Annotated in this window: 20 protein-coding genes; 9 read left to right on the top strand and 11 right to left on the bottom strand. The window is 41.2% G+C overall.

Translation table 11 applies throughout. The features are described 5' to 3' along the window. Nucleotides 1-112: 112 nt before the first annotated feature. The gene (locus ACUXV0_RS08515; RefSeq protein ID WP_446192659.1) at nucleotides 113-358 is read left to right on the top strand and encodes a type B 50S ribosomal protein L31; all 246 of its coding nucleotides are present in this window, start codon (nucleotides 113-115) and stop codon (nucleotides 356-358) included. Between the two features lie 19 nt (nucleotides 359-377). On the opposite strand, the gene ACUXV0_RS08510 is transcribed toward ACUXV0_RS08515, so the two are convergent. The 3 genes from ACUXV0_RS08510 to rsgA all read right to left on the bottom strand — a co-directional run bounded on the left by ACUXV0_RS08510 (nucleotide 378) and on the right by rsgA (nucleotide 3,175). After that, nucleotides 378-1,256 carry a DMT family transporter gene (locus ACUXV0_RS08510; protein ID WP_446192658.1) on the bottom strand — a complete coding sequence of 293 codons (879 nt, stop codon included), beginning with the start codon at nucleotides 1,254-1,256 and terminating at the stop codon, nucleotides 378-380. 51 nt (nucleotides 1,257-1,307) lie between these two features. Further along, nucleotides 1,308-1,991: a GNAT family N-acetyltransferase gene (locus tag ACUXV0_RS08505; protein ID WP_446192657.1), complete on the bottom strand. Its 684-nt coding sequence runs from the start codon at nucleotides 1,989-1,991 to the stop codon at nucleotides 1,308-1,310. 242 nt (nucleotides 1,992-2,233) lie between these two features. Further along, nucleotides 2,234-3,175 carry a ribosome small subunit-dependent GTPase A gene (gene rsgA / locus ACUXV0_RS08500; RefSeq protein ID WP_446192656.1) on the bottom strand — a complete coding sequence of 314 codons (942 nt, stop codon included), beginning with the start codon at nucleotides 3,173-3,175 and terminating at the stop codon, nucleotides 2,234-2,236. Between the two features lie 178 nt (nucleotides 3,176-3,353). Between rsgA and ACUXV0_RS08495 the strand changes: the two genes are divergently transcribed. Then, a complete protein-coding gene (locus ACUXV0_RS08495) occupies nucleotides 3,354-3,542 on the top strand; it encodes a hypothetical protein (protein WP_446192655.1) in 189 nt (62 codons plus the stop codon). A gap of 66 nt (nucleotides 3,543-3,608) precedes the next feature. On the opposite strand, the gene ACUXV0_RS08490 is transcribed toward ACUXV0_RS08495, so the two are convergent. Further along, nucleotides 3,609-4,676 (bottom strand): NAD-dependent epimerase/dehydratase family protein, encoded by a 1,068-nt coding sequence (locus tag ACUXV0_RS08490; RefSeq protein WP_446192654.1) that lies wholly within the window; start codon nucleotides 4,674-4,676, stop codon nucleotides 3,609-3,611. Nucleotides 4,677-4,785: 109 nt separating this feature from the next. After that, a complete protein-coding gene (locus ACUXV0_RS08485) occupies nucleotides 4,786-6,225 on the bottom strand; it encodes a sulfatase family protein (protein ID WP_446192653.1) in 1,440 nt (479 codons plus the stop codon). 131 nt (nucleotides 6,226-6,356) lie between these two features. Between ACUXV0_RS08485 and gltX the strand changes: the two genes are divergently transcribed. After that, the gene (gene gltX / locus ACUXV0_RS08480) at nucleotides 6,357-7,850 is read left to right on the top strand and encodes a glutamate--tRNA ligase (protein ID WP_446192652.1); all 1,494 of its coding nucleotides are present in this window, start codon (nucleotides 6,357-6,359) and stop codon (nucleotides 7,848-7,850) included. A 163-nt stretch (nucleotides 7,851-8,013) separates the two neighbouring features. On the opposite strand, the gene ACUXV0_RS08475 is transcribed toward gltX, so the two are convergent. Further along, entirely contained in the window at nucleotides 8,014-8,541 is a 528-nt protein-coding gene (locus ACUXV0_RS08475; protein ID WP_446192651.1) for a hypothetical protein, read from the bottom strand. A gap of 211 nt (nucleotides 8,542-8,752) precedes the next feature. Here ACUXV0_RS08475 and ACUXV0_RS08470 point away from each other — a divergent pair, with 211 nt between their 5' ends. The 3 genes from ACUXV0_RS08470 to ACUXV0_RS08460 are packed head-to-tail and all read left to right on the top strand — an operon-like array spanning nucleotide 8,753 to nucleotide 9,673. Beyond that, nucleotides 8,753-8,929, top strand: coding sequence for a hypothetical protein (locus tag ACUXV0_RS08470; RefSeq protein ID WP_446192650.1), 177 nt, complete (start codon nucleotides 8,753-8,755; stop codon nucleotides 8,927-8,929). Continuing rightward, nucleotides 8,907-9,305 carry an alpha/beta hydrolase gene (locus ACUXV0_RS08465; protein WP_446192649.1) on the top strand — a complete coding sequence of 133 codons (399 nt, stop codon included), beginning with the start codon at nucleotides 8,907-8,909 and terminating at the stop codon, nucleotides 9,303-9,305. Before ACUXV0_RS08470 ends, ACUXV0_RS08465 begins: the two co-directional genes overlap by 23 nt. Beyond that, nucleotides 9,296-9,673 (top strand): alpha/beta hydrolase family protein, encoded by a 378-nt coding sequence (locus ACUXV0_RS08460; protein ID WP_446192648.1) that lies wholly within the window; start codon nucleotides 9,296-9,298, stop codon nucleotides 9,671-9,673. Before ACUXV0_RS08465 ends, ACUXV0_RS08460 begins: the two co-directional genes overlap by 10 nt. Nucleotides 9,674-9,733: 60 nt before the next feature. On the opposite strand, the gene ACUXV0_RS08455 is transcribed toward ACUXV0_RS08460, so the two are convergent. After that, nucleotides 9,734-10,039 (bottom strand): helix-turn-helix domain-containing protein, encoded by a 306-nt coding sequence (locus ACUXV0_RS08455; RefSeq protein WP_446192647.1) that lies wholly within the window; start codon nucleotides 10,037-10,039, stop codon nucleotides 9,734-9,736. Beyond that, nucleotides 10,026-10,373, bottom strand: coding sequence for a type II toxin-antitoxin system RelE/ParE family toxin (locus tag ACUXV0_RS08450; RefSeq protein WP_446192646.1), 348 nt, complete (start codon nucleotides 10,371-10,373; stop codon nucleotides 10,026-10,028). Before ACUXV0_RS08450 ends, ACUXV0_RS08455 begins: the two co-directional genes overlap by 14 nt. A 342-nt stretch (nucleotides 10,374-10,715) precedes the next feature. Here ACUXV0_RS08450 and ACUXV0_RS08445 point away from each other — a divergent pair, with 342 nt between their 5' ends. The 3 genes from ACUXV0_RS08445 to ACUXV0_RS08435 are packed head-to-tail and all read left to right on the top strand — an operon-like array spanning nucleotide 10,716 to nucleotide 12,890. Beyond that, a complete protein-coding gene (locus ACUXV0_RS08445; protein WP_446192645.1) occupies nucleotides 10,716-10,925 on the top strand; it encodes a hypothetical protein in 210 nt (69 codons plus the stop codon). A gap of 24 nt (nucleotides 10,926-10,949) precedes the next feature. Beyond that, on the top strand, nucleotides 10,950-11,729 hold the full coding sequence (locus ACUXV0_RS08440) for a TIGR00266 family protein (protein ID WP_446192644.1): 780 nt from the start codon (nucleotides 10,950-10,952) through the stop codon (nucleotides 11,727-11,729). 6 nt (nucleotides 11,730-11,735) lie between these two features. Beyond that, nucleotides 11,736-12,890 carry a lycopene cyclase family protein gene (locus tag ACUXV0_RS08435; RefSeq protein WP_446192643.1) on the top strand — a complete coding sequence of 385 codons (1,155 nt, stop codon included), beginning with the start codon at nucleotides 11,736-11,738 and terminating at the stop codon, nucleotides 12,888-12,890. On the opposite strand, the gene ACUXV0_RS08430 is transcribed toward ACUXV0_RS08435, so the two are convergent. The 3 genes from ACUXV0_RS08430 to clpB form a co-directional block, all read right to left on the bottom strand. Next, complete coding sequence (locus ACUXV0_RS08430; protein ID WP_446192642.1) at nucleotides 12,879-15,809, bottom strand: SNF2-related protein; 2,931 nt, start codon at nucleotides 15,807-15,809, stop codon at nucleotides 12,879-12,881. The two genes, ACUXV0_RS08435 and ACUXV0_RS08430, sit on opposite strands and share 12 nt — an antisense overlap. Before the next feature lie 141 nt (nucleotides 15,810-15,950). Beyond that, nucleotides 15,951-16,904 (bottom strand): Kelch repeat-containing protein, encoded by a 954-nt coding sequence (locus ACUXV0_RS08425; protein WP_446192641.1) that lies wholly within the window; start codon nucleotides 16,902-16,904, stop codon nucleotides 15,951-15,953. 569 nt (nucleotides 16,905-17,473) lie between these two features. After that, the gene (gene clpB / locus ACUXV0_RS08420) at nucleotides 17,474-20,104 is read right to left on the bottom strand and encodes an ATP-dependent chaperone ClpB (protein WP_446192640.1); all 2,631 of its coding nucleotides are present in this window, start codon (nucleotides 20,102-20,104) and stop codon (nucleotides 17,474-17,476) included. Nucleotides 20,105-20,298: the final 194 nt, after the last annotated feature.

The raw sequence follows: 20,298 nt of genomic DNA, 5'->3' as shown, positions 1-20,298 counted from the left end.
CAGATGGTTTGGGTTGTAATTATTCTTGAAGATGACTTTTGAAGAATCAAAAATCTATTTATCTTTGCAGCCCGTTTTAGGAAGAAACAAGGAATTATAAGATATACTAGCAATGCAAAAAGACATTCATCCAAATTATAGAGAAGTAGTTTTCTGGGATTTATCTTCAGATGACAAATTTATCACTCGCTCTTGTGTAGAGACTAAAGAGACCATCACTTGGGAAGATGGTAAAGAATATCCTGTATGTAAGGTGGAGGTTAGTTCTAAGTCTCACCCTTTCTACACTGGTAAGAACATGGTAGTAGATACTGCAGGACGTGTTGATAAGTTCAAGAGACGTTACGGAATGAAGTAAGTCTCAGACTTCAAAACATTCAGAGCCCTGTCCATTTGGTCAGGGCTTTTTTATTGGCGTAGGCCAATAAAGTGAGCAGCACTAAAGAAGCTCCGATATAAAATGAGGCATTCAAGGCCTCTTCTTCTTTAAACACTAACCAGCCGATGAGTATACCATAAACAGGTTCCATGTTTACGGCCAGATTCATCTCAAAAGCTGTAAACTTCTTCAGAAGATTGAGGTTGACAATATAAGGGATCACTGTACACACTACCGCGAGAATAAGCAGAAGTACCAGATCTTGCATCCTAGGAGCTTTCCATTGGTCAAAAGACTGAAAAAAAGGAAATAGAACGAGACAGATTAAAAAGGCTCCGCTGAGCTCAAGGGTGTTTAAACTGATGCTATCGTATTTCTTAATCAGGTGTGCATTGGCCACCGAGTAAACGGAGGCTAGGAAGCCTGCAAGTATCCCTACAGTTACAGCCCAAAAGTGCTGCGGTACTGCTGAGAAAATGATGCTGATGCCTATGATCACCACCAGACCAAGGAGTATATCAAAGATTTCTATTTTTCTTCTCTGACTCAGGGGCTCCAGAATACTTGTGAAGAAGGCTGTAGTAGAAAATGTAGCCAGGCTAATGGAAACCGTTGACATTTTTGCCGAACCAAAAAAACAGATCCAATGTAAACCCAAAATGGCTCCAACGCTTATAATGGGAAGTGAATTTCCAGGTCTGAAACTCTTTCTTTTGAATAAGAGGATAGCAAAGAATACCATAGCCGTCAGGAAGGTACGGTAAATCACCACTTCAAGAGCCGGGGTGCTGATCAGCTTACCCAGAACAGCTGTGAAACCCAGCACAATCACCATGCTGTGTAACAAAACGTAGTCTTTAGAGCTTTTCTGAGGCATCAGGAGTTTTCTACTTCATTAAAAGTAGAGCAGAAAACGGAGATTGAAAAATCAGGATTCGTTTTTAGCCTTTTCTCTTCTGATCAGAATTTTTTGCTTCATGCTTATCCACTTTTCATACAAGGCAGATTCTCTCACAAAATCCCATTTCGGGTCTTTGCGTTCTACTCTGTCTTCTTTCTTTGCATGGTATTTCATACCAGTGCATAGACAGTGGGCACGGTTGGTTCTGGTCAGGATATCGTAATTGACACAGGTCTGGCAGCCTTTCCAGAAAACGTCATCTTTAGGGAGCTCGCTGAACGGTACGGGTTCATAACCCAGTTCAGAGTTAATTTTCATTACAGCCATACTGGTAGTAAGGCCTATGATATTGGCATTCGGATATTTTTCTCTTGAAAGTCTGAATGCTTTCCCTTTAATAGCCGTGGCTACACCACTTTTACGGTGGTCTGGGTGAACAATCAGCCCTGAGTTAGCCACAAAACGGCCATGCTCCCAAGTTTCTATATAGCAGAAGCCTATCCAGTCACCCTTTGTGTTGGTGGCAATTATCGCTTTTCCTTCCTGAATTTTCGATATGATATATTCAGGTGTACGCTGTGCGATACCCGTCCCGCGGGCCTTGGCACTAGATGCCATTTCATCAGTGATAGTGGTGGCATAAGCTTCATGCTCAGCACCTGCTACCTGAATAATGTAATCTTTGAAAAATGTCTTTTTGATTGAGCTCATCGTCGTTTGTGAGGGCTGAACCTCTGGTCAGGAGACGCTGTATCCTTCGATTGTTAAATTGTAAAGTAATACCGATTATGGGGCGGGTAGAAAGTTACCGTGTAGGCAAAATTCTTATTGGGTCCTTGCGGACCTCATTCGTCGAGTCGGCGATATGGGAAGCTTTACGTTTTTCATTTCCTTAAACAGTGCAAAGATAGATGCATTTTGAATAAGAAGTAAGCTCTTAACAATTTATTTAATTACCGGCGGTTATCGATGTTTTCAAGCATACTTAAATAGCTATTAAAGCGGCTTTCGGCTATTTCTCCGTTGATCACGGCGTCTTTGACAGCACATTTAGGTTCATTGACATGAAGACAGTTATGAAATTTACATTCACCCAGTAATTCTCGCATCTCCGGAAAATAATGGGCAATCTCCTCGTTCTCCATATCTATCAGACCTAATTCTTTAATACCAGGGCTGTCTATAATGTAGGAGTTTGGTTTGGCCTCAAACATTTCGGCGAAGGTAGTGGTGTGAACCCCCTTATTTGCAAAGGTTGAAACTTCTGAAGTCGCGAGTTCCAGATCAGGAATCAGCGTACTGATCAATTGTGATTTGCCGACACCCGAATGGCCGGAAATTAAACTGGTTTTGTTTTCAATAAGTTGATGGACAGACTCCAGGTTAGTTTCATGCAGAGCAGAAATGCTGTAGCAGGGGTAACCAAGCTTTTCATACAGAGCCATAATCTCTTCCTGGTATTCCATGGCCTCTTCATCCAGAAGGTCTCGTTTATTGAAGAGTAGAACAGCAGGAATTCTAAAGGATTCAGAACTCACTAAAAAGCGATCTATAAAACCCAGAGATGTTCTGGGCATTACCAAAGTTACTACCATGATGGCCTGGTCAATATTACAGGCGAGTAAATGCCCATGACCTGTTTTATGCACAGACTTTCTGATAATGTAGTTTTCACGAGGTTTTATTTCTGTGATAATCCCCGTTTTCTCATCAGCGTTTTCTTCATCAAAAACCACATAGTCACCCACTGCCAGCGGGTTAGTCACCTTCAGCCCTTTGATCTTAAATTTTCCTTTTAATCTGCAGTCGTAATCGCGGCCAAACTCATCTTTGACCTCGTACCATGAACCGGTAGATCTCCAAACTGTCCCGTTGATGTTTTTTGTCTTTGTCAACTTAAAAAAAACTTAAAGTGCTTATTTTCAGTTCGATTGGTGCTTCGCTCATAAATTATTACAGTTGAAGTGGTTAACTCTTAAAATGCTCCTGAATATGACCGGATGATAAATATTTTACCGTTAAATCATATTTTAAGATTTTTTTAAGATTGGCGACAACAAAACGGCACTCATATTGGTTAATTTAGGTGTCATCACACACGTAAAGAAGTACAAAAAAACACTTAAAAGAAAAACGGATATGAAAAAGGGCGTTTTATTCGGATTAGCTGCAGTAGCTGTTGGGGTTGTCGTTGCGTCTTTGGGCGGTAAAAAAGACAAACCAAAACCTTCTTATGCCGCTAAATCTTATTGGAACAAATAATCTTGGTTATTCACGAAATAGCGTTGCCTGAGGGGCAATTTTCATTGCCCTCAGGATGTCATTTTCTTAGCTTAAGATAGGTTTTAGATCTTCCTCATTCTCACTCAGCCATTGAGTGATCTCTTCCACGATTTGTTTAATGTTAGTTTCAGGTTTCCAGCCTGTTCTCTCCGTTACCTTGGTATTATCTGTAACGTACAATTTGATATCAGCAGGTCTGTTTTCTAGAACCTTGTTGATCGGTATGGTTTTGCCTGTAACTTCCTGACAGATTTTTGTTAACTCCTGTAGAGAAGTGCTCACTTCAGTACCACCACCTACATTGAACGTTTCACCATTGACTTCATCTATATGGTGCATTTGCCAATCAATCAGTTTATAGAGGTCTTTAACATGTAGCATATCACGAGTCTGCTTTCCGCTTCCTTCGTAACCTATGTAGGCTAATTGCTTCTCAAAGTAATGTTTCGCAATCCACAGCACCATGACGCCCTGGTCTACCTTACCCATTTGCCATGGGCCGGTCAATACGCCGCATCTATTGACGAGCGTCTTGAGGTTATAAAACTCATTATATTCCTGAATGATTAACTCAGAAGCCAGTTTGGTAGTACCATATAAAGATCTGGCTCCATCCAGAGGAAAATTCTCTGCAATCCCTTTAGAAGAAACGCCCGGCAATTTCTGCTCATCAGAAAGACCAAAGCGGGTGTCTTGCTCTTCAAAATTCAGTGTCTCAATACTCTTGATCGGGTAAATTCTACTGGTAGATAAGAAAATAAAGGCGGCATTGGATCTTACGGCGTAATTCAGACAGTTAACGGTACCGAAAAGATTGGTATTCATTAAGTAATCTGGTGTACCACCGTTAAGGCCGGCCAGGACCGATGGCTCGGCAGAAGCTTCAATGACAAAATCTACATCAGGTAAAGCATCAAAATCTTCTTTATTTCTGATGTCTCCATGTACAAATTCTATTTCACTCTTAGTTAGGCGAGCTACATTCAGTTCAGAGCCTTTTCTTTTCAGGTTATCTAAACAGATGATATGATAGTTGGGGTAGTTCTTTTTGAGTTCTAATGCCAGTGAAGAACCTACAAAACCGGCTCCACCTGTGATCAATACTTTTGTCATGAATGTGTTTTGTCGAAAAATTTATGCAAGTCTAGGGATTTTAGACGGAAGAGGGTCAAGGTTCAGCAGGAAAACTCCTGACTCATCACCAAAACCCTCTCCTCTTACATTATTTCAGCTCACCCCTGGGTCTTCTGTTGGCTCCTTCCACACCGGTGAGGTCGTCACCTATGTCTTCTCTTACGGTTTGGGCATAAGCTTGCAGTTCTTTCACAATTTCGGGGTACAGTCGCTGCACGTCATATTCCTCTCCGGGATCTCTGCGTAAATCATACAGAGCCATGGGTTCTTCATGATTTTCAGTGTTTGGGCCCGGGTAACCATCATTGCCCGGCAAAAATCCTTTGTATGTTCTGCCGAAATGTGGTAAAACGAGCTTCCAGTGATCTTTGCGTACAGCTTCCAGATTATTTCTGCGATAGTAATAGGCGAAAAACTCACGAGGCTTGGCAGACATATCTCCATCCAGAATCGGCTTTAAGCTCACCCCATCGATTTGATACTCCGGTAAACCAGTTCCGCAGATTTGAGCAATTGTAGGTAAAATATCGATAGTAGAGGTCAATTGATTACAGACCAGGCCGGCTGGCACATGCCCTTTCCATCTGACTATGCCCGGTACTCTGTGTCCACCTTCGTAAGAAACACCTTTGCCTTCTCTGAATCCACCGCTTGATCCGGCATGATTTCCGTAATTCAGCCATGGGCCATTATCGCTGGTAAAGATGATCATGGTGTTATCATCAAGACCATTTTTCTCTAAAGTCTCCATGATCTGCCCTACTGACCAGTCGATTTCCAACATCAGATCGGCGTACATACCCTGGCCACTTTTGCCTTTGAATTTCTCAGAAACGCCTATAGGTACATGCGGCATGGAGTGAGGCAGGTACAGGAAGAATGGATTGTCTTTGTTTTGCTCAATGAAAGAAACGGCTTTCTCTGTATACATGGTGGTCAGCTGTGACTGATCTTCCAGCGTTTCCACATACTCCGCAATTTCATTATTTACGACCAAAGGCAGCTTAGGAATACGTGCTTTCCAGCTAGCACTGGAGGGTTGGCCATCATAACCTACAGGCCACATATCATTAGAATAGGGTATGCCATAATACTCATCAAAACCTTGCTGTAAAGGCAGGAACTCCTTATCATCTCCCAGATGCCATTTGCCATAAATAGCAGTGGCATAGCCTTTTTTCTTTAATAGCTCTGCAATGGTGGTTTCATTCGGGTGAAGCCCTACATGGTCTCCCGGGAAATATGCCCCGTGAATATTCATTCTATTTGGGTAGCTACCTGTCAAAAGTGCTGCCCTGGAGGCACTGCAAACGGCCTGAGCAGCCAGAAAACTGGTAAATCGAATACCCTCAGAGGCCAGACGATCAATATTCTCTGTACGGTAAGTACTGGCACCATAACAGCTGAGGTCTCCATAGCCAAGGTCATCCATAAAAATCAGGATGATGTTCGGACTCTCGGTTTTGGTAAATGAAACTGTGCTTTGTAAAACAAAAAGGAGGGGTAAAAGTAAAATGAGTTTTTTCATGAAATAGGTTTATGACTTTGCTGTTACATAGGTTTCTCATCAATATAGAGAAAAAGGGGATTCTTTGACCGACAGAAAAGATCAGTCCTGAAATTTTGCTACTTTTGCAGCCCAAATTTGAAGATTTTTAGATGTCAGTAAGAGTACGTTTTGCACCAAGTCCTACAGGTCCTTTACATATCGGCGGGGTTCGTACAGCCCTGTATAATTACCTTTTTGCTAAGAAGCATGGAGGAGAATTTATTCTTAGAATAGAAGATACAGATCAGTCGCGTTATGTAGAAGGAGCAGAGGAGTACATCATTAACAGCCTTCAATGGCTGGGCATGAGCTTTGATGAAGGCCCATCTGTAGGTGGAGAGCATATTCCTTACAGACAATCGGAAAGAAAAGAGATCTATCAAAAGTATGCTCAGCAGCTGATAGACAGTGGTAAAGCTTATTATGCTTTTGATACAGCAGATGAACTGGCTGCTATGCGTGCAGAATTGGAAGCCGCCAAGGTGGATAATCCTTCCTATAATTCTGTAACCAGAATGAAAATGAAAAACTCCTTTACGCTTTCAAAGGAGGAGGTAGCTGCCAAGATAGAGGCTGGTGAACCGCATGTCATTCGTTTGACAGTTCCTATTAAGGAAGAAATCAGATTTAAGGATACCATTAGAGACTGGGTGGTAGTACATAGCAGTACCATTGATGATAAAGTGTTACTAAAAGCCGATGGCATGCCTACTTATCACCTGGCCAATATCGTAGATGATCATTTGATGGGCATTACCCATGTGATCAGAGGTGAGGAGTGGTTGCCTTCAGCACCCTTACATATTCTTTTATACAGAGCCTTTGGCTGGCAGCACCCTGAGTTTGCTCACCTTCCTTTGTTATTAAAGCCTGAAGGCAATGGCAAGTTGAGTAAACGTGATGGCTTATTAGGAGATTTTCCGGTATTCCCGATGGAATGGAAAGATGCAGAAGGCGAGGTTTCCAGAGGTTTTAAAGAAGATGGCTATTTGCCTGAGGCGGTATTAAACTTCCTATCACTTTTGGGATGGAACCCGGGAACAGAGCAGGAGATTTTCAGCATGGAAGAGCTGCAAAATGCTTTTAGTCTGGCCAAGATCAATAAGTCGGGTGCCCGTTTTGATATTCAAAAAGCACAATGGTTTAATCAACATTACATCAAGGCCATGGATGACGCTGATTTGGCAGAGGAGGTCAATACTCTTGTGGACAATAAAGAATTGGCTGCCAATTTGGTAACGCTGATGAAAGATCGTGTGACATTCATCAAAGAGATTGTAAGTGAGGTACCTTATTTATTTGATGCTCCTCAAAAATACGATGAGGCAATTGCCGCAAAAAAATGGAATGATCTGGCTAAACAAGCCATGCCAATCATTATAGAATTATTGAATCCAATCGAGGATTTTACAACTGAAAATATTCATTCGGCTATCTGGGAAGGACTGCCAGAAAAGGAAATCAAGCCCGGTAAAGTAATGCAAGCTTTAAGACTAGCCGTTACTGGCGTAGGCAATGGCCCGGACCTTATGCTTATGCTTCAAATGCTAGGTAAAAATGAGGTAATTGCGAGGATTGAGAAGGCAATGGGGAGTTTGGGGTAGTTTTTAAGAACAGAGCTGCATTTGAGGATTGATGGTTGCTTTCTTATATAACCTCAATGCCCTTGTTGCGGGCTGCCAACTTTGGTGTACCCACTGAAACCGCAATTGAAATATGGTATTTGTTAAATGGTGTTATTCATTCTTGTTAAAGTTTAGTAACAGGTTACATGTAATAGTCTGGTCTTAAGTTTCTTATTTCTTCTGATACCTCTTCAATTAACCTTGCACAATCAAGTACAAAATCATCGTTCACCTCAATTAGTGTTGATATTTCTGAAACGTCACCTTCTTCAAAATAGCCTTCTCTTGGCATTCTAATTTTAAATGGTAAAAGACTAGATTTAGCAACCAACGTATCATAACTTCTTCCTTTCCCATGTTTAAGAACGTTAATGGCACAGATAAAATCCTCAAAGCGAACATTTAGGTCTTCATTCCCAGATTCTTTCATTATGTTTTTCGCTTCTTGAAAGCCGTTTTTACAATCTAAGCCATCTTGTAATATAGATTCAAATAAGGAAAACATTCCAATTGCAGTGATTGCTTTTTGCAATTGAATCATTTGCAGATTCTTCACAAGGACTGTCGAACCTCTTGTTTGTAATAACTCAATAACATTATTTTCAACTTCTTTCAAAGAGTCTAAAGTAAATAATGTACTTCTCAATACTAATTCATTGAAACGATGCATCTATCCTGTTTTTAAAAGCCATAAAATTTCTAAAATCAATATTTACAAGAATGTAGATCAACCACTTAACATAATCTATTGGGATGTTATTTTACCTTAATTCTAAAATATCCAAATACTTCGATAAGCCCAGTTTCAATTAATTGTTAATAGGAAGTCTCAAAACTATAGGGGATGGGTCTTAAGCACTAATTTTCGTTAAATTCATGTCATGAAGAACATCGTTAAGCTTCTTATTGCTAGTTTATTTTTCTCTACCGCATGCTTCGCCCAGCTAACAGACACCATTTTCGTTTCCTCCGGCGAGGTGAATCTGCATACTGTGTTGATGAAGGCGAATACGAAGGAGAAAAGTCCGCTGGCCATTGACAGATCTCAATGGAAATAATCCGATGATGAAGAATAACAGCCTTCGGTATCTGGCAGAAGGCTTAATGGAAAGGGGAATTGCCTCGGTACGTTTTGATAAAAGAGGTATCGGCAAAAGTAAGATGACAGATTTGAAGGAGTCTGAACTTCGGTTTGAGGATTTTGTGGAGGATGTCAATCGTATCATTCAGCATTACCGGGAAGAAGGTTATGAGCATATCTATATTCTGGGGCATAGTGAAGGTTCATTGATCGGAATGTTGTCTGCAGCAGAATCAAAGGTAGATGGATTTGTTTCATTGGCTGGAGCTGGAAAGGCCATTGATGTTATTCTTCAAGAGCAGTTGCAATCAAATTTGCCGAGCAGTTTGCTAAAGAATCTCGTGTGGTATTAGACAGTTTGAAAGCGGGTAAAACTGTAGAGCAAGTGTCTTTTCCGCTTTTGTCGGTCTTCAGGCCTTCTGTACAGCCTTATTTGATCTCATGGATGAAGTATGATCCCGTTAGAGAAATAGCTCAACTTGAGGTGCCGGTTTTGATTGTTCAGGGAACCACTGATATACAAGTTTCTGTGGAGAATGCTGAGTTATTGCATAAAGCTAAGCCTGATTCAAGATTGAGCATCATTGAGCATATGAATCACATCTTTAAAGAAGTGGGTGAGGAGCGTACAGCCAATCTGGCCACCTATTCTAATCCAGATTTACCTATCCATCCTGAATTGGTGGAAGAAATCGCTAAGTTTATTTTAACTCTTGAGTGAGATTTGAATCAAGGGGGAAAGCGAGGTTTTTCTTTTTATGAATTGGCAGATAGCCATTTTTTAGAAACTAACATTGATATTCAGCTGTCCACCCAAACCTTCTCTAATTATTCTCATGAGCGTTGATAGTCGTATATCAGAGGCATTATTCTCAATTCTTGAAATATAGGTTTTTGTTGTTCCGCATTTTAGAGCGAGTTCTTCTTGAGTCATACCCTTTTTTTTGCGAAGCTCCTGAAGCATTACACCGAGTTTAAATGCTTCAAATTCTTGCTCATATTCTTCGCGTTTTTCAGTTCCTCTTATGCCATACTCTTGGTTTAAATGGTCTGAGAAGGAGGTTAATTTGTTCTTAGTCTTTTCCATCGAAATATTGTTTTTTAAGTTTTAAGGCCAGTTGAATCTCTTTCTTCGGAGTCTTTTGCGATTTCTTTTGAAAGCCGTTTACAAGTATGATGAGTTGTCCTTTATCAAAAAAGCTAAAAACTCTAAAAATGTTTGAACCTACTTCTACGCGAATTTCATAAAGCCCATCTGTTCCTGTTAAATGCTTAAAATATTTTTCAGGTATTCGTTCTACTGTTGAAATTAACTGTAAAGTCCAGTTGAATTTTTTTTTGACTTGCGGTCTTAAATTATTGTAGAAGTTCAGAAAATGTTCTTCAAAGAAAAGGATTTCCCTAATCGACTTTTCATTCATTTAAGTGGATTTAGATAATACAAAGGTATTAAAAGTTATCTAATTAGATAACTTTTGTTATAATTTCCTTTTGAACCCAAGCTCTTATAGTCTATCCAACTGGGCTCAGAACTAAATTAAAATTTTGAAATCGAATAACACAATTGCTTATTTTTATCCATTTGTCAGGAACTCTCGAACAATAACCTTGTTATGCTGGCAAATGGATGTTTATCCTCGTTTTTGACCTTTGAAAAGGACTTTTTACGATTGGTCAAAAATTGCAAAGCATCCGTAGATTCTGTACGTAAATTTGTTTCACCACGGTAGGTGCTACTCGCATTTATCTTAATTATCAAGACTATGAGTAAGAAGAAGGAAGAGATCGAAGAAAAGCCAAAAGTGCATAAAGATCTGGACGGTTTTGACATCAAAATCAATACGTTCGGTGAGATTCAGATGAGCTATGATATTGAGAAGATTAACCAGTTTTTGAATAAGAATGTAGACGATAAAAAGCTACGGGATATTGATCTGGAGAAGCAGATGGCCAAGCCAAAGAAAAAGAAATAAGTTAGACTAAAACAAATATGCATTATGAGAAGCCATGAAATTGATTACAAAATACTTGGAGAGGACATTCAGGTAGTAGAAGTAGAATTAGACCCCAATGAGACCGTAGTAGCTGAGGCCGGCAGCATGTTATACATGGAAGACGGCATTGTTTTCGAAACCCGCATGGGTGACGGTAGCCAAGCCAATAAGTCTGTTCTCGGTAAGATATTTCAGGCTGGAAGCCGTGTTTTAATGGGAGAGTCGCTGTTTATGACGCATTTTACCAATAGAGGCGTTGGGAAAAAGAAAGTGTCCTTTGCAGCACCATACCCGGGTACCATCAGACCAGTAGATCTTTCAGAGATCAATCAAAACACATTGATTGTTCAGAAAGATGCTTTTCTATGTGCCGCCATGGGTACTCAGATTTCAATTCATTTGAATAAGCGATTCGGTGCAGGACTTTTTGGTGGAGAAGGCTTCATTCTTCAGCGTATCCAGGGTGACGGTATGGCCTTTATTCACTCCGGTGGCGTGGTGATGGAAAAGACTCTGAATAACGAGACTTTGAGGATTGATACGGGTTGTGTGGTAGGTTTTGAGCCTCAGCTAAATTTCGATATTCAGGCTAGTGGAGGTCTTCGTTCCATGGTTTTTGGTGGAGAGGGCATGTTTCTGGCCACACTTTCGGGTACTGGCAAAGTATGGATTCAGTCCTTACCAATTTCTAAGTTGATCAGAAGGCTATCACCTGCCGGCGGCAATGTCAATAAAGAAGGCGGCTCTGTTTTAGGAGGCTTGGCAGATATGTTTGAGAGTTAAGAATCTATGACAGAAAGTTTCGACTACGCCATTATTGGAGCAGGTGCTGCAGGGTTGCAGCTTGCTTTGGCTATGGCAGACGATGCTTTTTTTGAGAGTAAGACCATACTGATTCTTGATCCGGACGATAAATCTCAAAATGATAAAACCTGGTGTTTTTGGGAGAAAGGTGCAGGGCAATTTGATGGAATCATTCATCAGCAATGGGGACAAACCGTTTTTGCGGACCAACATGGAGAAACCAAACTAAGTGCTGCTCCATATCAATACAAAATGCTGCGAAGTATTGATTTTTATCGCTTTGCGAAAAGGCAGCTCGAGCCTAAATCAAATTTTCATTGGTATAAAAAGAAGGTTTTATCACTTGAGGAGAAAAAGGGTAGTGTAACCATTTCCACCGAGCAAGGAGAGTATCAAGTGAGCCACTGTTTTGATAGTCGAGTTCCTCAAGAATTTAGTTCTCAGCCTAGTGGATATCACTATGTTTTGCAGCATTTTAAGGGTCAGATTTTAAAGTTTGATCGGGCTGTTTTCAATCTTGAGGAGTTTGTGATGATGGACTATCGTTTGACCTATCTGGGTCAGACTACCTTCATGTATATTTTGCCGATTAGTGAGTCAGAGGCTTTATTGGAGTATACTTTTTTTACCAATGAGATGGTAGAAACAGAAGTGTACGAAAGATTCATTGCGGAATATGTAAAGGCTTATATCAAAGCAGATTATTCAATTACGGAGGAAGAACAAGGCGTGATACCCATGAGTAGCTTTCCTTTCCATCACTATCACACAAACCGAATAACTAAAATCGGAACCGGGGGAGGCTGGGTGAGAGCGTCTACGGGCTATTCATTTCGAAATGCGGGAAAGTTAAGTCGCCAGTTGGTATCTAACATCAAGAATGGTCAGAAGCCTGAGCAAGGATTATTTAAGCCAAAGTATTATTTCTATGATCGTCTGATGCTTAATGTCTTACGGTATGAAAATACTATCGGCCCCAAGTTTTTTGCTCAGATATACCGAAACAATCCACTTGACCGAGTCTTTAGGTTTCTAGATGGCGAGTCAAGCCTCTTAGATGACCTAGGCGTTATTACCTCAGTAAGTCCTATGCCTTTTATAAGGGCTGTATTCAGAGAACTAAAACTTCTATTCCAATAGGCTTAAGATGTCCTCCTGTGCCAATGACTTTGAGAAGGTTTCTTCTGTGGTAATCAATTCATTGAACAGTTTTCTTTTGGCTCTTTGCAGGGTCAAAATCTTCTCTTCCACCGTGTTTCTGCTGATAAACTTATACGTAAATACGGTATTTTTCTGACCAATTCTATGGGCTCTGTCTACCGCCTGAGCTTCTATGGCTGGGTTCCACCAGGGGTCAAGCAAGAATACATATTCAGCAGCTGTTAGATTAAGACCAACACCACCAGCTTTAAGTGAAATCAGGAATACTTTAATTTCCGGATTATTCTGAAATTCATCGACTTCTTTTTTGCGGTCTTTGGTACCACCATCCAGATATGAGTATGGAATTTTATTTTTCTTAAGGTGAGCTTTGATAATACTTAGATGTTTTACGAACTGGCTAAACACCAATACTTTGCTACCGCCATCTATCACACTCATAAGCTTGTGAATCACATCAGAATCCTTGCCGCTTTCGCCTTCAAATTCTTCATCTACCATTAATGGATTATTGGCAATTTGACGAAGTTTGGTTAAGCCTTGAAGTACTACCAATTGCGACTTATTGATGCCCTGCTGCTCTATATGATCCAAAATCAGGTTTCGGTAATACGCCTTGGTTTCTTCGTATACTTTTTCCTGTTCCTCAGACATGTCGCAGTACTGAATACTGTCAATTTTCTCTGGTAACTCAGTAGCGACCTGAGATTTATGGCGGCGAAGCATAAACGGCTTAATCTTGCTATAGAGTCTTTTTGTGGCCGCTTCATCCTGCTTTTTCTCTATCGGTTGCTGGTATTTGTCCTTAAAGTAAGCTTGCGAACCCAATAAACCTGGGTTAACGAAAGTCATCTGGCTCCACAGGTCCATGGTATTATTTTCAAGTGGAGTACCCGTAAGGATCAATCGGTTTTTACTGTTCAGCACACGCACCGCTTTTGAGATATTGGAAGCAGGGTTTTTGATAGCCTGACTTTCATCTAAAATGATGTACTCAAATCTAAAATTCTCAATGAACGGTATGTCTAAACGTAAAACCCCATAGGAGGTCAATATCAGGTCATAATCATCAAAGTGCTCAGTTGACTTATTTCGGAACGAACCCGCATGCACTAGAACTTTCAGTTCAGGTGTGAAGCGTTCTGCTTCTTTCTGCCAGTTGTAAAGTAAAGAAGTTGGCATTACCAGAAGGGTAGGGTGTTGCACTCCTTCAGACTTTAGCGACTGCAAAAATGCCAATGTCATTACCGTTTTACCCAGACCCATATCATCTGCCAGGCAGCCTCCCATATTGAAATCCCTTAGGAATCGTAGCCAGTCATAACCCGCCTTTTGGTAAGGTCTCAGCTCACCTTTAAACTCATTCGGAACCTCGTAGGCCTTTATTTCTTCAAAGTTTTGAAGGTTTTGCAGTTTCCTGCCGATCACCGTATTTGCCAGACCATCCTCGCCCAGGTTTTGCACCATAGGCAGGTGGTGTTTCTTCAAAATCAGCTCTTCATCATCGCCAAGATCAGAAAGTGTAAATAGCTCATGGTAGCGAACGAACCATTCTTCCGGAATAACGGCGATTTTGCCATCAGGCAATCTAAACTCGCGAATATTGGCTAAAACCAGCTCTCTGAGTTTAAGAATTGGCAATTCAAAGTCGCCGAAACGAACTTTGGTTTTGATGTCAAACCAGTCATTATTTTCAACAATATTGACTTCAATTGAGGAGACTCCTAAGAAATATTCCTTTTTGGCATCAGCCGCTTGTTTTACCTCAATTCCAGCCTTGGCGAGTTGGTCAGCGTTATTTTGGAGCCAACTAAAAGCTTCAGCTTTCTTGAGTGATTTACGTCCGTGAACAAGGTTTTGCCCCAGGCTTTTGATGGTATCAATGATCTTTTTCTCATATGCCAGATCACGCAAGATCTTATGAAATACCCATCCATTTTCCTTCTCCTCTACGTTCACATAAGAATTGGCCGCGAAGCTGTCAAAGCGAAACGTTTTTTCTCCGTATTTAAAGCTGAGGTCAAAGGCTATTTTGGCTGCCCTTTCTTCAGATTTATCACTTTCTGAAAATAGATCAGCAGAGATTTTACCACCACTTTCTGTGAGCAATAGAATCGGCTTGGCAGTGGCTTGTTCTTCTACAATGTCAAAGCCCTGGCCGTGGCCAAATACATTAAACTGAGCCACCAGTGGCCCTACAAACTTTCTGAAATATGTTTTCTCAATCTTACGATCGATACGAATGTTATTCTTATCCAGAAAAGGCTTAAGCTTTTTGGCGTCTACATAACTATCGAAATGGTAGAGCCGGTTTTCACTTAATAAGAAGGCTGGCGAGTCGCATAGAATTTGAGCACCTACGTGCTGGAGTTTCACTTTCTCACCCTTGCATTTGATGACAGGGAAATAGATAGTGTGATCTTCCTTTCGGTCAAAATTGAGGTACACCTTAGCAGGTTCATCCATAACGCCAACTTCCTGTCCGGTGGGGATACCGTCGTTAGACATGATGAAGAATCGCTTACCTATAAGTTTTGGCAAAATGGCTGCCCTGTATTTATTCAAATATTCTTCAATGGCCGCTTGCAGAGCCAAATCCGGCTTTACTTTGCCATAGACCTTTGTGAAATAATCAAAAGGCTTTAGCTTTTTGGGATTGAATTTTTTTAAGATGGAGTCTTGCTGAATAGCATCCATCAACTTGACCAATTCTATGTCTACATCATCAATCCCTTTTGAGAATTCTTTGATGTTCATGGAAGAGACATTCTGATTGGCATAGGTCAGTTCTCCTTTTGGGTTTAGCTGAACCACAAAAGACTCAAACAAATAGCCGAGATATTGGTGCTGAAACAGCGAATAAATGATCTGAAAAGGTTCTGCGGTCGATACCTTCATTATCGGGTATTTAATGAAGCCGATTGCATAAAATCAACTTCAAAATAGGTTAGTAAACCCCGAAATTAATGAGGGAGGCTAAATAGTTCAAATTTAGTTATCAACAGCTTTCTGAGCAGAGCTTTCAGAATAGTAGTTGCATTATTCCAGACTTTCTACAGAATTTAACTCGGGCTGCCCACCACGCTGTGCTACACCAGACGAGATATAGATTTTATTGCCCACCTTGGCGGCTGAAGTACCATGTCTGCCTTGGTTAAGAGAAGGTAATTTTTCCCAGCTCATCGTATCAGGATCAAAAGCTTCTACTTCATCATGAGCCTCCAGATGGTGAGGTCCTTCTCCACCGATAAACAGTGCTTTACCTCTGTATTCGGCCGAGGCAATTCCTGCTCTGGTGGTTGGGATGTTTTCATCTGCTGTTTTCCATTGGCCGTCGGCAAAGTCATACACGTCAGTTTCGGCGATCACAAGGTCAAAAACATGGTTAGTTTTATGCGTGGAATTTCTGCCTGCTGCCACTACAAGCTGATCATCTATCATAACTACGTTGATGTGATCTCTTGGTCTGGGTGCGTCTGTGAGAACTCTCCACTCTCCGGTTTTGGGGTCAAACTCATCAAACCATGAGACGTGCCCATCCCAGTGGCCGTCAATGATGCCGCAGACCATATAAATTTTGTCATTATAAACGAAGCATCCTGCTGATCCTCTTTTTCGAGGAATCTCAGGGCCTTCTCGCCATTCATCATTTTCAGGATTGTAAATCAGGATATTGGGGATTGGTGTTTCATGTGGGAAAGGGCCTGTTAATGCACCTAAAACATAGATTTCACCATCATAAACTACGGCTTGGAAATGATGAATTTCTAGTGGAGTTTCGCCTCGCTTTTCCCAGGTTTTTGTATTGGTGTCATAGACCTCCAATGGTTTTATACCTCTTCCACCAAATAGGTAGAGTTTGCTACCAATAGCCACCATACTGTTTTCACTTCGATGGATACTTTCGTTTTTTGTTTCCACTTTTTGCCAGTCCTGGGCATTGGATTGATGTACTATAAACAGTATTGCAAGAAGGGCGAATGTTTTTTTCATTGGGTTTGGTTGAATTGTGGTATGAAGGTAAGGAGAAAATTGTTTTTGCCACCAAGGCACGAAGTCTCAAAGTTTCAAGAAGGCATTTGTCGTAGAATTGCTTAGTGATTCTTGGTGTCTAATGGTCTTAATGATAAGAATAGGAATAGCCACTAAGGCACGAAGACTCCAAGTTTCACGAAGGTGTTTATTGTAGAATTGTTTTGTGATTCTTGGTGTCTTAGCGTCATGGAGGTAAGAGCAGTATTAGCCACTAAGACACGAAGTTGCACGAAGATTTATCGTTGAAGTACTTCGTGATTCTTGGTGTCTTAGCGTCTTCTTGGCAAGACAGGAATAGCCACTAAGGCATGAAGTCTCAAAGTTTCACGGAGGTGTTTGCCGTAGAATGGCCTTGTGCTTCTTGGTGTCTTAGCTTCTTAGTGGCAAGGCAAGAGTAGAGTCAAAGGAACGAAAAGGCGAAGGTACTTTTTATCGCAAAAAAAGACCGCCCTCAAAGAGGACGGCCTTTCATTATTCAACCCTAACCTATTATAGTTCATTTACCTAACCATAATGAAAACTTTACTCTATACTACTTCGGCATGTAAAACATTCTCAAATGTGATACTACCGTCAGGTGTGAGATCCATTGCTATCACAGCTTCTTTATTGATCTCTCCACCTAGAATTTTCTTCGAAAGTTCATTCAACACCAATCGCTGAATGACTCTCTTCAGAGGTCTGGCCCCGAAAACAGGATCATAACCTTCTTCTCCAAGTTTGTCCAGCACCTCGTCCGTGGCATCTATGGTGATACCTTGCTCTGCAAGTCGGTTTTTAATCTGCTCAAATTGTATTTCTACAATCTGACGAATGTTTGACTTGCTCAAAGGATCAAACAGTACGATTTCGTCAATTCTGTTCAAAAACTCAGGTCTCACCGATTTTTTGAGCAACTCCATCACACTATCCTTGGCTTCCTGTTTATAATACGTAGCCCAGGCATTTTCGTCACCTTTTGTTTCCAAATATTTTTCCTGAATCAGGTGCGACCCAATATTTGAAGTCATGATGATGATCGTGTTTTTGAAGTTTGCCACCCGACCTTTATTGTCTGTTAATCTACCATCATCTAAAACCTGAAGAAGGGTATTCCAGACATCCGGATGTGCTTTTTCTATTTCGTCCAGGAGAATGACTGAATATGGTTTTCTACGCACAGCCTCAGTCAGTTGACCACCTTCATCGTAGCCTACATATCCCGGAGGAGCTCCTACCAGACGGCTTACTGCATGCCTTTCCTGATACTCAGACATGTCTATTCTCACCATGGCAGAGTCGTCATTGAAAAGGTATTGAGCCAGCGTTTTCGCCAGTTCCGTTTTGCCAACACCCGTGGTGCCAAGGAATAGGAAACTACCTATTGGTTTTTTGGGGTCCTGCATACCTGCTCGTGATCTTCTCACCGCATCTGCCACTAGCTCAATGGCCTCACCCTGACCTGCTACACGTTTTTGCAGTTCGGCTTCCAGATGTAACAGTTTCTCACGTTCGCTTTGCAGCATTTTTGAAACCGGTATACCAGTCCATTTGGCCACTACTTCGGCAATATCTTCAGCTGTTACTTCTTCATTGATAAGCTGTTGCTCTCCTGGGGTAGTTTGTTCTACTTTCTGAGAAAGCTCTTTGAGGCGGCTTTCTGCTTCAGGAATTTTGCCGTAACGAATTTCGGCTACTTTGCCTAAGTCGGCAGCCCGCTCTGCTTGCTCAGCTTCAAACTTCAAGTGGTCAATCTTTTCTTTCAACTGACGTATCTCGTCTACCTTACCTTTCTCGTTTTCCCATTGAGCTTTGTAGGTGTTAAACTTCTCATTGAGGTCGGCCAGTTCTTTGTTCAGAATAGACTCTTTTTCTTTGTCTTTTTCACGTCTGATAGCCTCTCGCTCAATTTCCAGCTGCATGATTCTTCTTCTGAGCTCATCCATTTCCTCTGGCATAGAGTCCATTTCTAAACGAAGTTTTGAAGCCGCTTCGTCCATCAGGTCAATGGCTTTGTCTGGCAAAAAACGGTCTGAAATATATCTGGTTGAAAGTTCAACGGCAGAGATAACAGCATCATCCTGAATTCTCACACCGTGGTGCACCTCATACTTTTCTTTGATCCCTCTGAGGATCGAAATAGCATCAGCCACATCAGGCTCATCTACAATCACAGATTGGAATCTACGCTCCAGAGCTTTGTCTTTCTCGATATACTTTTGGTATTCTTTCAAGGTAGTAGCACCAATAGCATGTAGCTCACCTCTGGCCAGTGCCGGCTTCAGGAGATTTGCGGCATCCATGGCTCCTTCGCCCCCGCCAGCACCAATTAGGGTATGTATTTCATCAATGAAGAGAATGATTTCTCCTTCAGAATCGGTTACCTCTTTGATAACAGCCTTTAAGCGTTCTTCAAACTCTCCTTTGTATTTTGCTCCGGCCACCAATAAACCCATATCTAAAGAGACCAAGGTTTTGGATTGTAGGTTTTCAGGTACATCACCCTGCACTATTCGCTGAGCCAGGCCTTCTACTATGGCAGTTTTACCTACGCCTGGTTCACCCAAAAGAATAGGGTTATTCTTGGTTCTTCTGGAAAGAATCTGAAGTACTCTTCTGATTTCTTCGTCCCGCCCGATAACCGGATCTATCTTTCCATTTTTGGCCTGGTCATTCAGATTGATACTGTAACGAGACAGGGCCTGATATTTATTTTCTGCGTTTTGATCTTTCACTGGATTATCTTTTCCTCTAAGTTCTTTTATCGCTGCTTCTCCATTTTTCACTTTCAGTCCCGATTCGTTCAGGAGCTGACCTACTTTATCCTTTGCATTGGCTAATGCCAAATAAAGAATTTCTACACTCACATATTCGTCTCCAAATGACTTCAGTTTTTGCTGTGCATCAGAAAGAACGCCCGAAAGCCCGTTGCTTAGGTATGGTTGACCACTTCCACTTACTTTAGGGTAGGACCCTACCACTTCATCTAATTTAGCAACTAAGGTTTGTTGATTCACCCCCGTCTTTTTAAACAGAAATGAAGAAGTATTTGGGTCTTGTTCTAGTAAAGCTTTTAGCAAGTGACCCGTTTCTACAGCTTGTTGCTGATTGCCTTGGGCAATCTGAACAGCCTGCTGGATCACCTCCTGAGCTTTCATGGTATATTGATTCAGATTCATGTTGTAATGCTTTTTTCGTTGAATGATATGTACTCATTGGATGTCAAAAAGAGTGCTAGTGTTAAAAATAGGACAGTTTGGCACTTTTTAAGTTGTTTTTGATGAGAGGTAGTGCCATAATGGCATGATAATGTATGAGTTAGGGTTTTATGATGACGTTTTTGTCTGCATCTTAAGGAAGCCTCTATAGGCTT

It is taken from the genome of Jiulongibacter sp. NS-SX5, assembly GCF_052828545.1.
Note: the sequence above shows the minus strand (reverse complement) of the source record. Positions and strands in the feature narration are given on the sequence as shown.

Excerpts from the sequence above, each read along its gene's own strand:
- ACUXV0_RS08515 (WP_446192659.1), top strand. The coding sequence starts at position 113 with ATGCAAAAAGACATTCATCCAAATTATAGAGAAGTAGTTTTCTGGGAT.
- ACUXV0_RS08510 (WP_446192658.1), bottom strand. The coding sequence starts at position 1,256 with ATGCCTCAGAAAAGCTCTAAAGACTACGTTTTGTTACACAGCATGGTG.
- ACUXV0_RS08505 (WP_446192657.1), bottom strand. The coding sequence starts at position 1,991 with ATGAGCTCAATCAAAAAGACATTTTTCAAAGATTACATTATTCAGGTA.
- ACUXV0_RS08490 (WP_446192654.1), bottom strand. The coding sequence starts at position 4,676 with ATGACAAAAGTATTGATCACAGGTGGAGCCGGTTTTGTAGGTTCTTCA.
- ACUXV0_RS08485 (WP_446192653.1), bottom strand. The coding sequence starts at position 6,225 with ATGAAAAAACTCATTTTACTTTTACCCCTCCTTTTTGTTTTACAAAGC.
- gltX (WP_446192652.1), top strand. The coding sequence starts at position 6,357 with ATGTCAGTAAGAGTACGTTTTGCACCAAGTCCTACAGGTCCTTTACAT.
- ACUXV0_RS08475 (WP_446192651.1), bottom strand. The coding sequence starts at position 8,541 with ATGCATCGTTTCAATGAATTAGTATTGAGAAGTACATTATTTACTTTA.
- ACUXV0_RS08470 (WP_446192650.1), top strand. The coding sequence starts at position 8,753 with ATGAAGAACATCGTTAAGCTTCTTATTGCTAGTTTATTTTTCTCTACC.
- ACUXV0_RS08455 (WP_446192647.1), bottom strand. The coding sequence starts at position 10,039 with ATGGAAAAGACTAAGAACAAATTAACCTCCTTCTCAGACCATTTAAAC.
- ACUXV0_RS08450 (WP_446192646.1), bottom strand. The coding sequence starts at position 10,373 with ATGAATGAAAAGTCGATTAGGGAAATCCTTTTCTTTGAAGAACATTTT.
- ACUXV0_RS08445 (WP_446192645.1), top strand. The coding sequence starts at position 10,716 with ATGAGTAAGAAGAAGGAAGAGATCGAAGAAAAGCCAAAAGTGCATAAA.
- ACUXV0_RS08440 (WP_446192644.1), top strand. The coding sequence starts at position 10,950 with ATGAGAAGCCATGAAATTGATTACAAAATACTTGGAGAGGACATTCAG.
- ACUXV0_RS08435 (WP_446192643.1), top strand. The coding sequence starts at position 11,736 with ATGACAGAAAGTTTCGACTACGCCATTATTGGAGCAGGTGCTGCAGGG.
- ACUXV0_RS08430 (WP_446192642.1), bottom strand. The coding sequence starts at position 15,809 with ATGAAGGTATCGACCGCAGAACCTTTTCAGATCATTTATTCGCTGTTT.
- ACUXV0_RS08425 (WP_446192641.1), bottom strand. The coding sequence starts at position 16,904 with ATGAAAAAAACATTCGCCCTTCTTGCAATACTGTTTATAGTACATCAA.
- clpB (WP_446192640.1), bottom strand. The coding sequence starts at position 20,104 with ATGAATCTGAATCAATATACCATGAAAGCTCAGGAGGTGATCCAGCAG.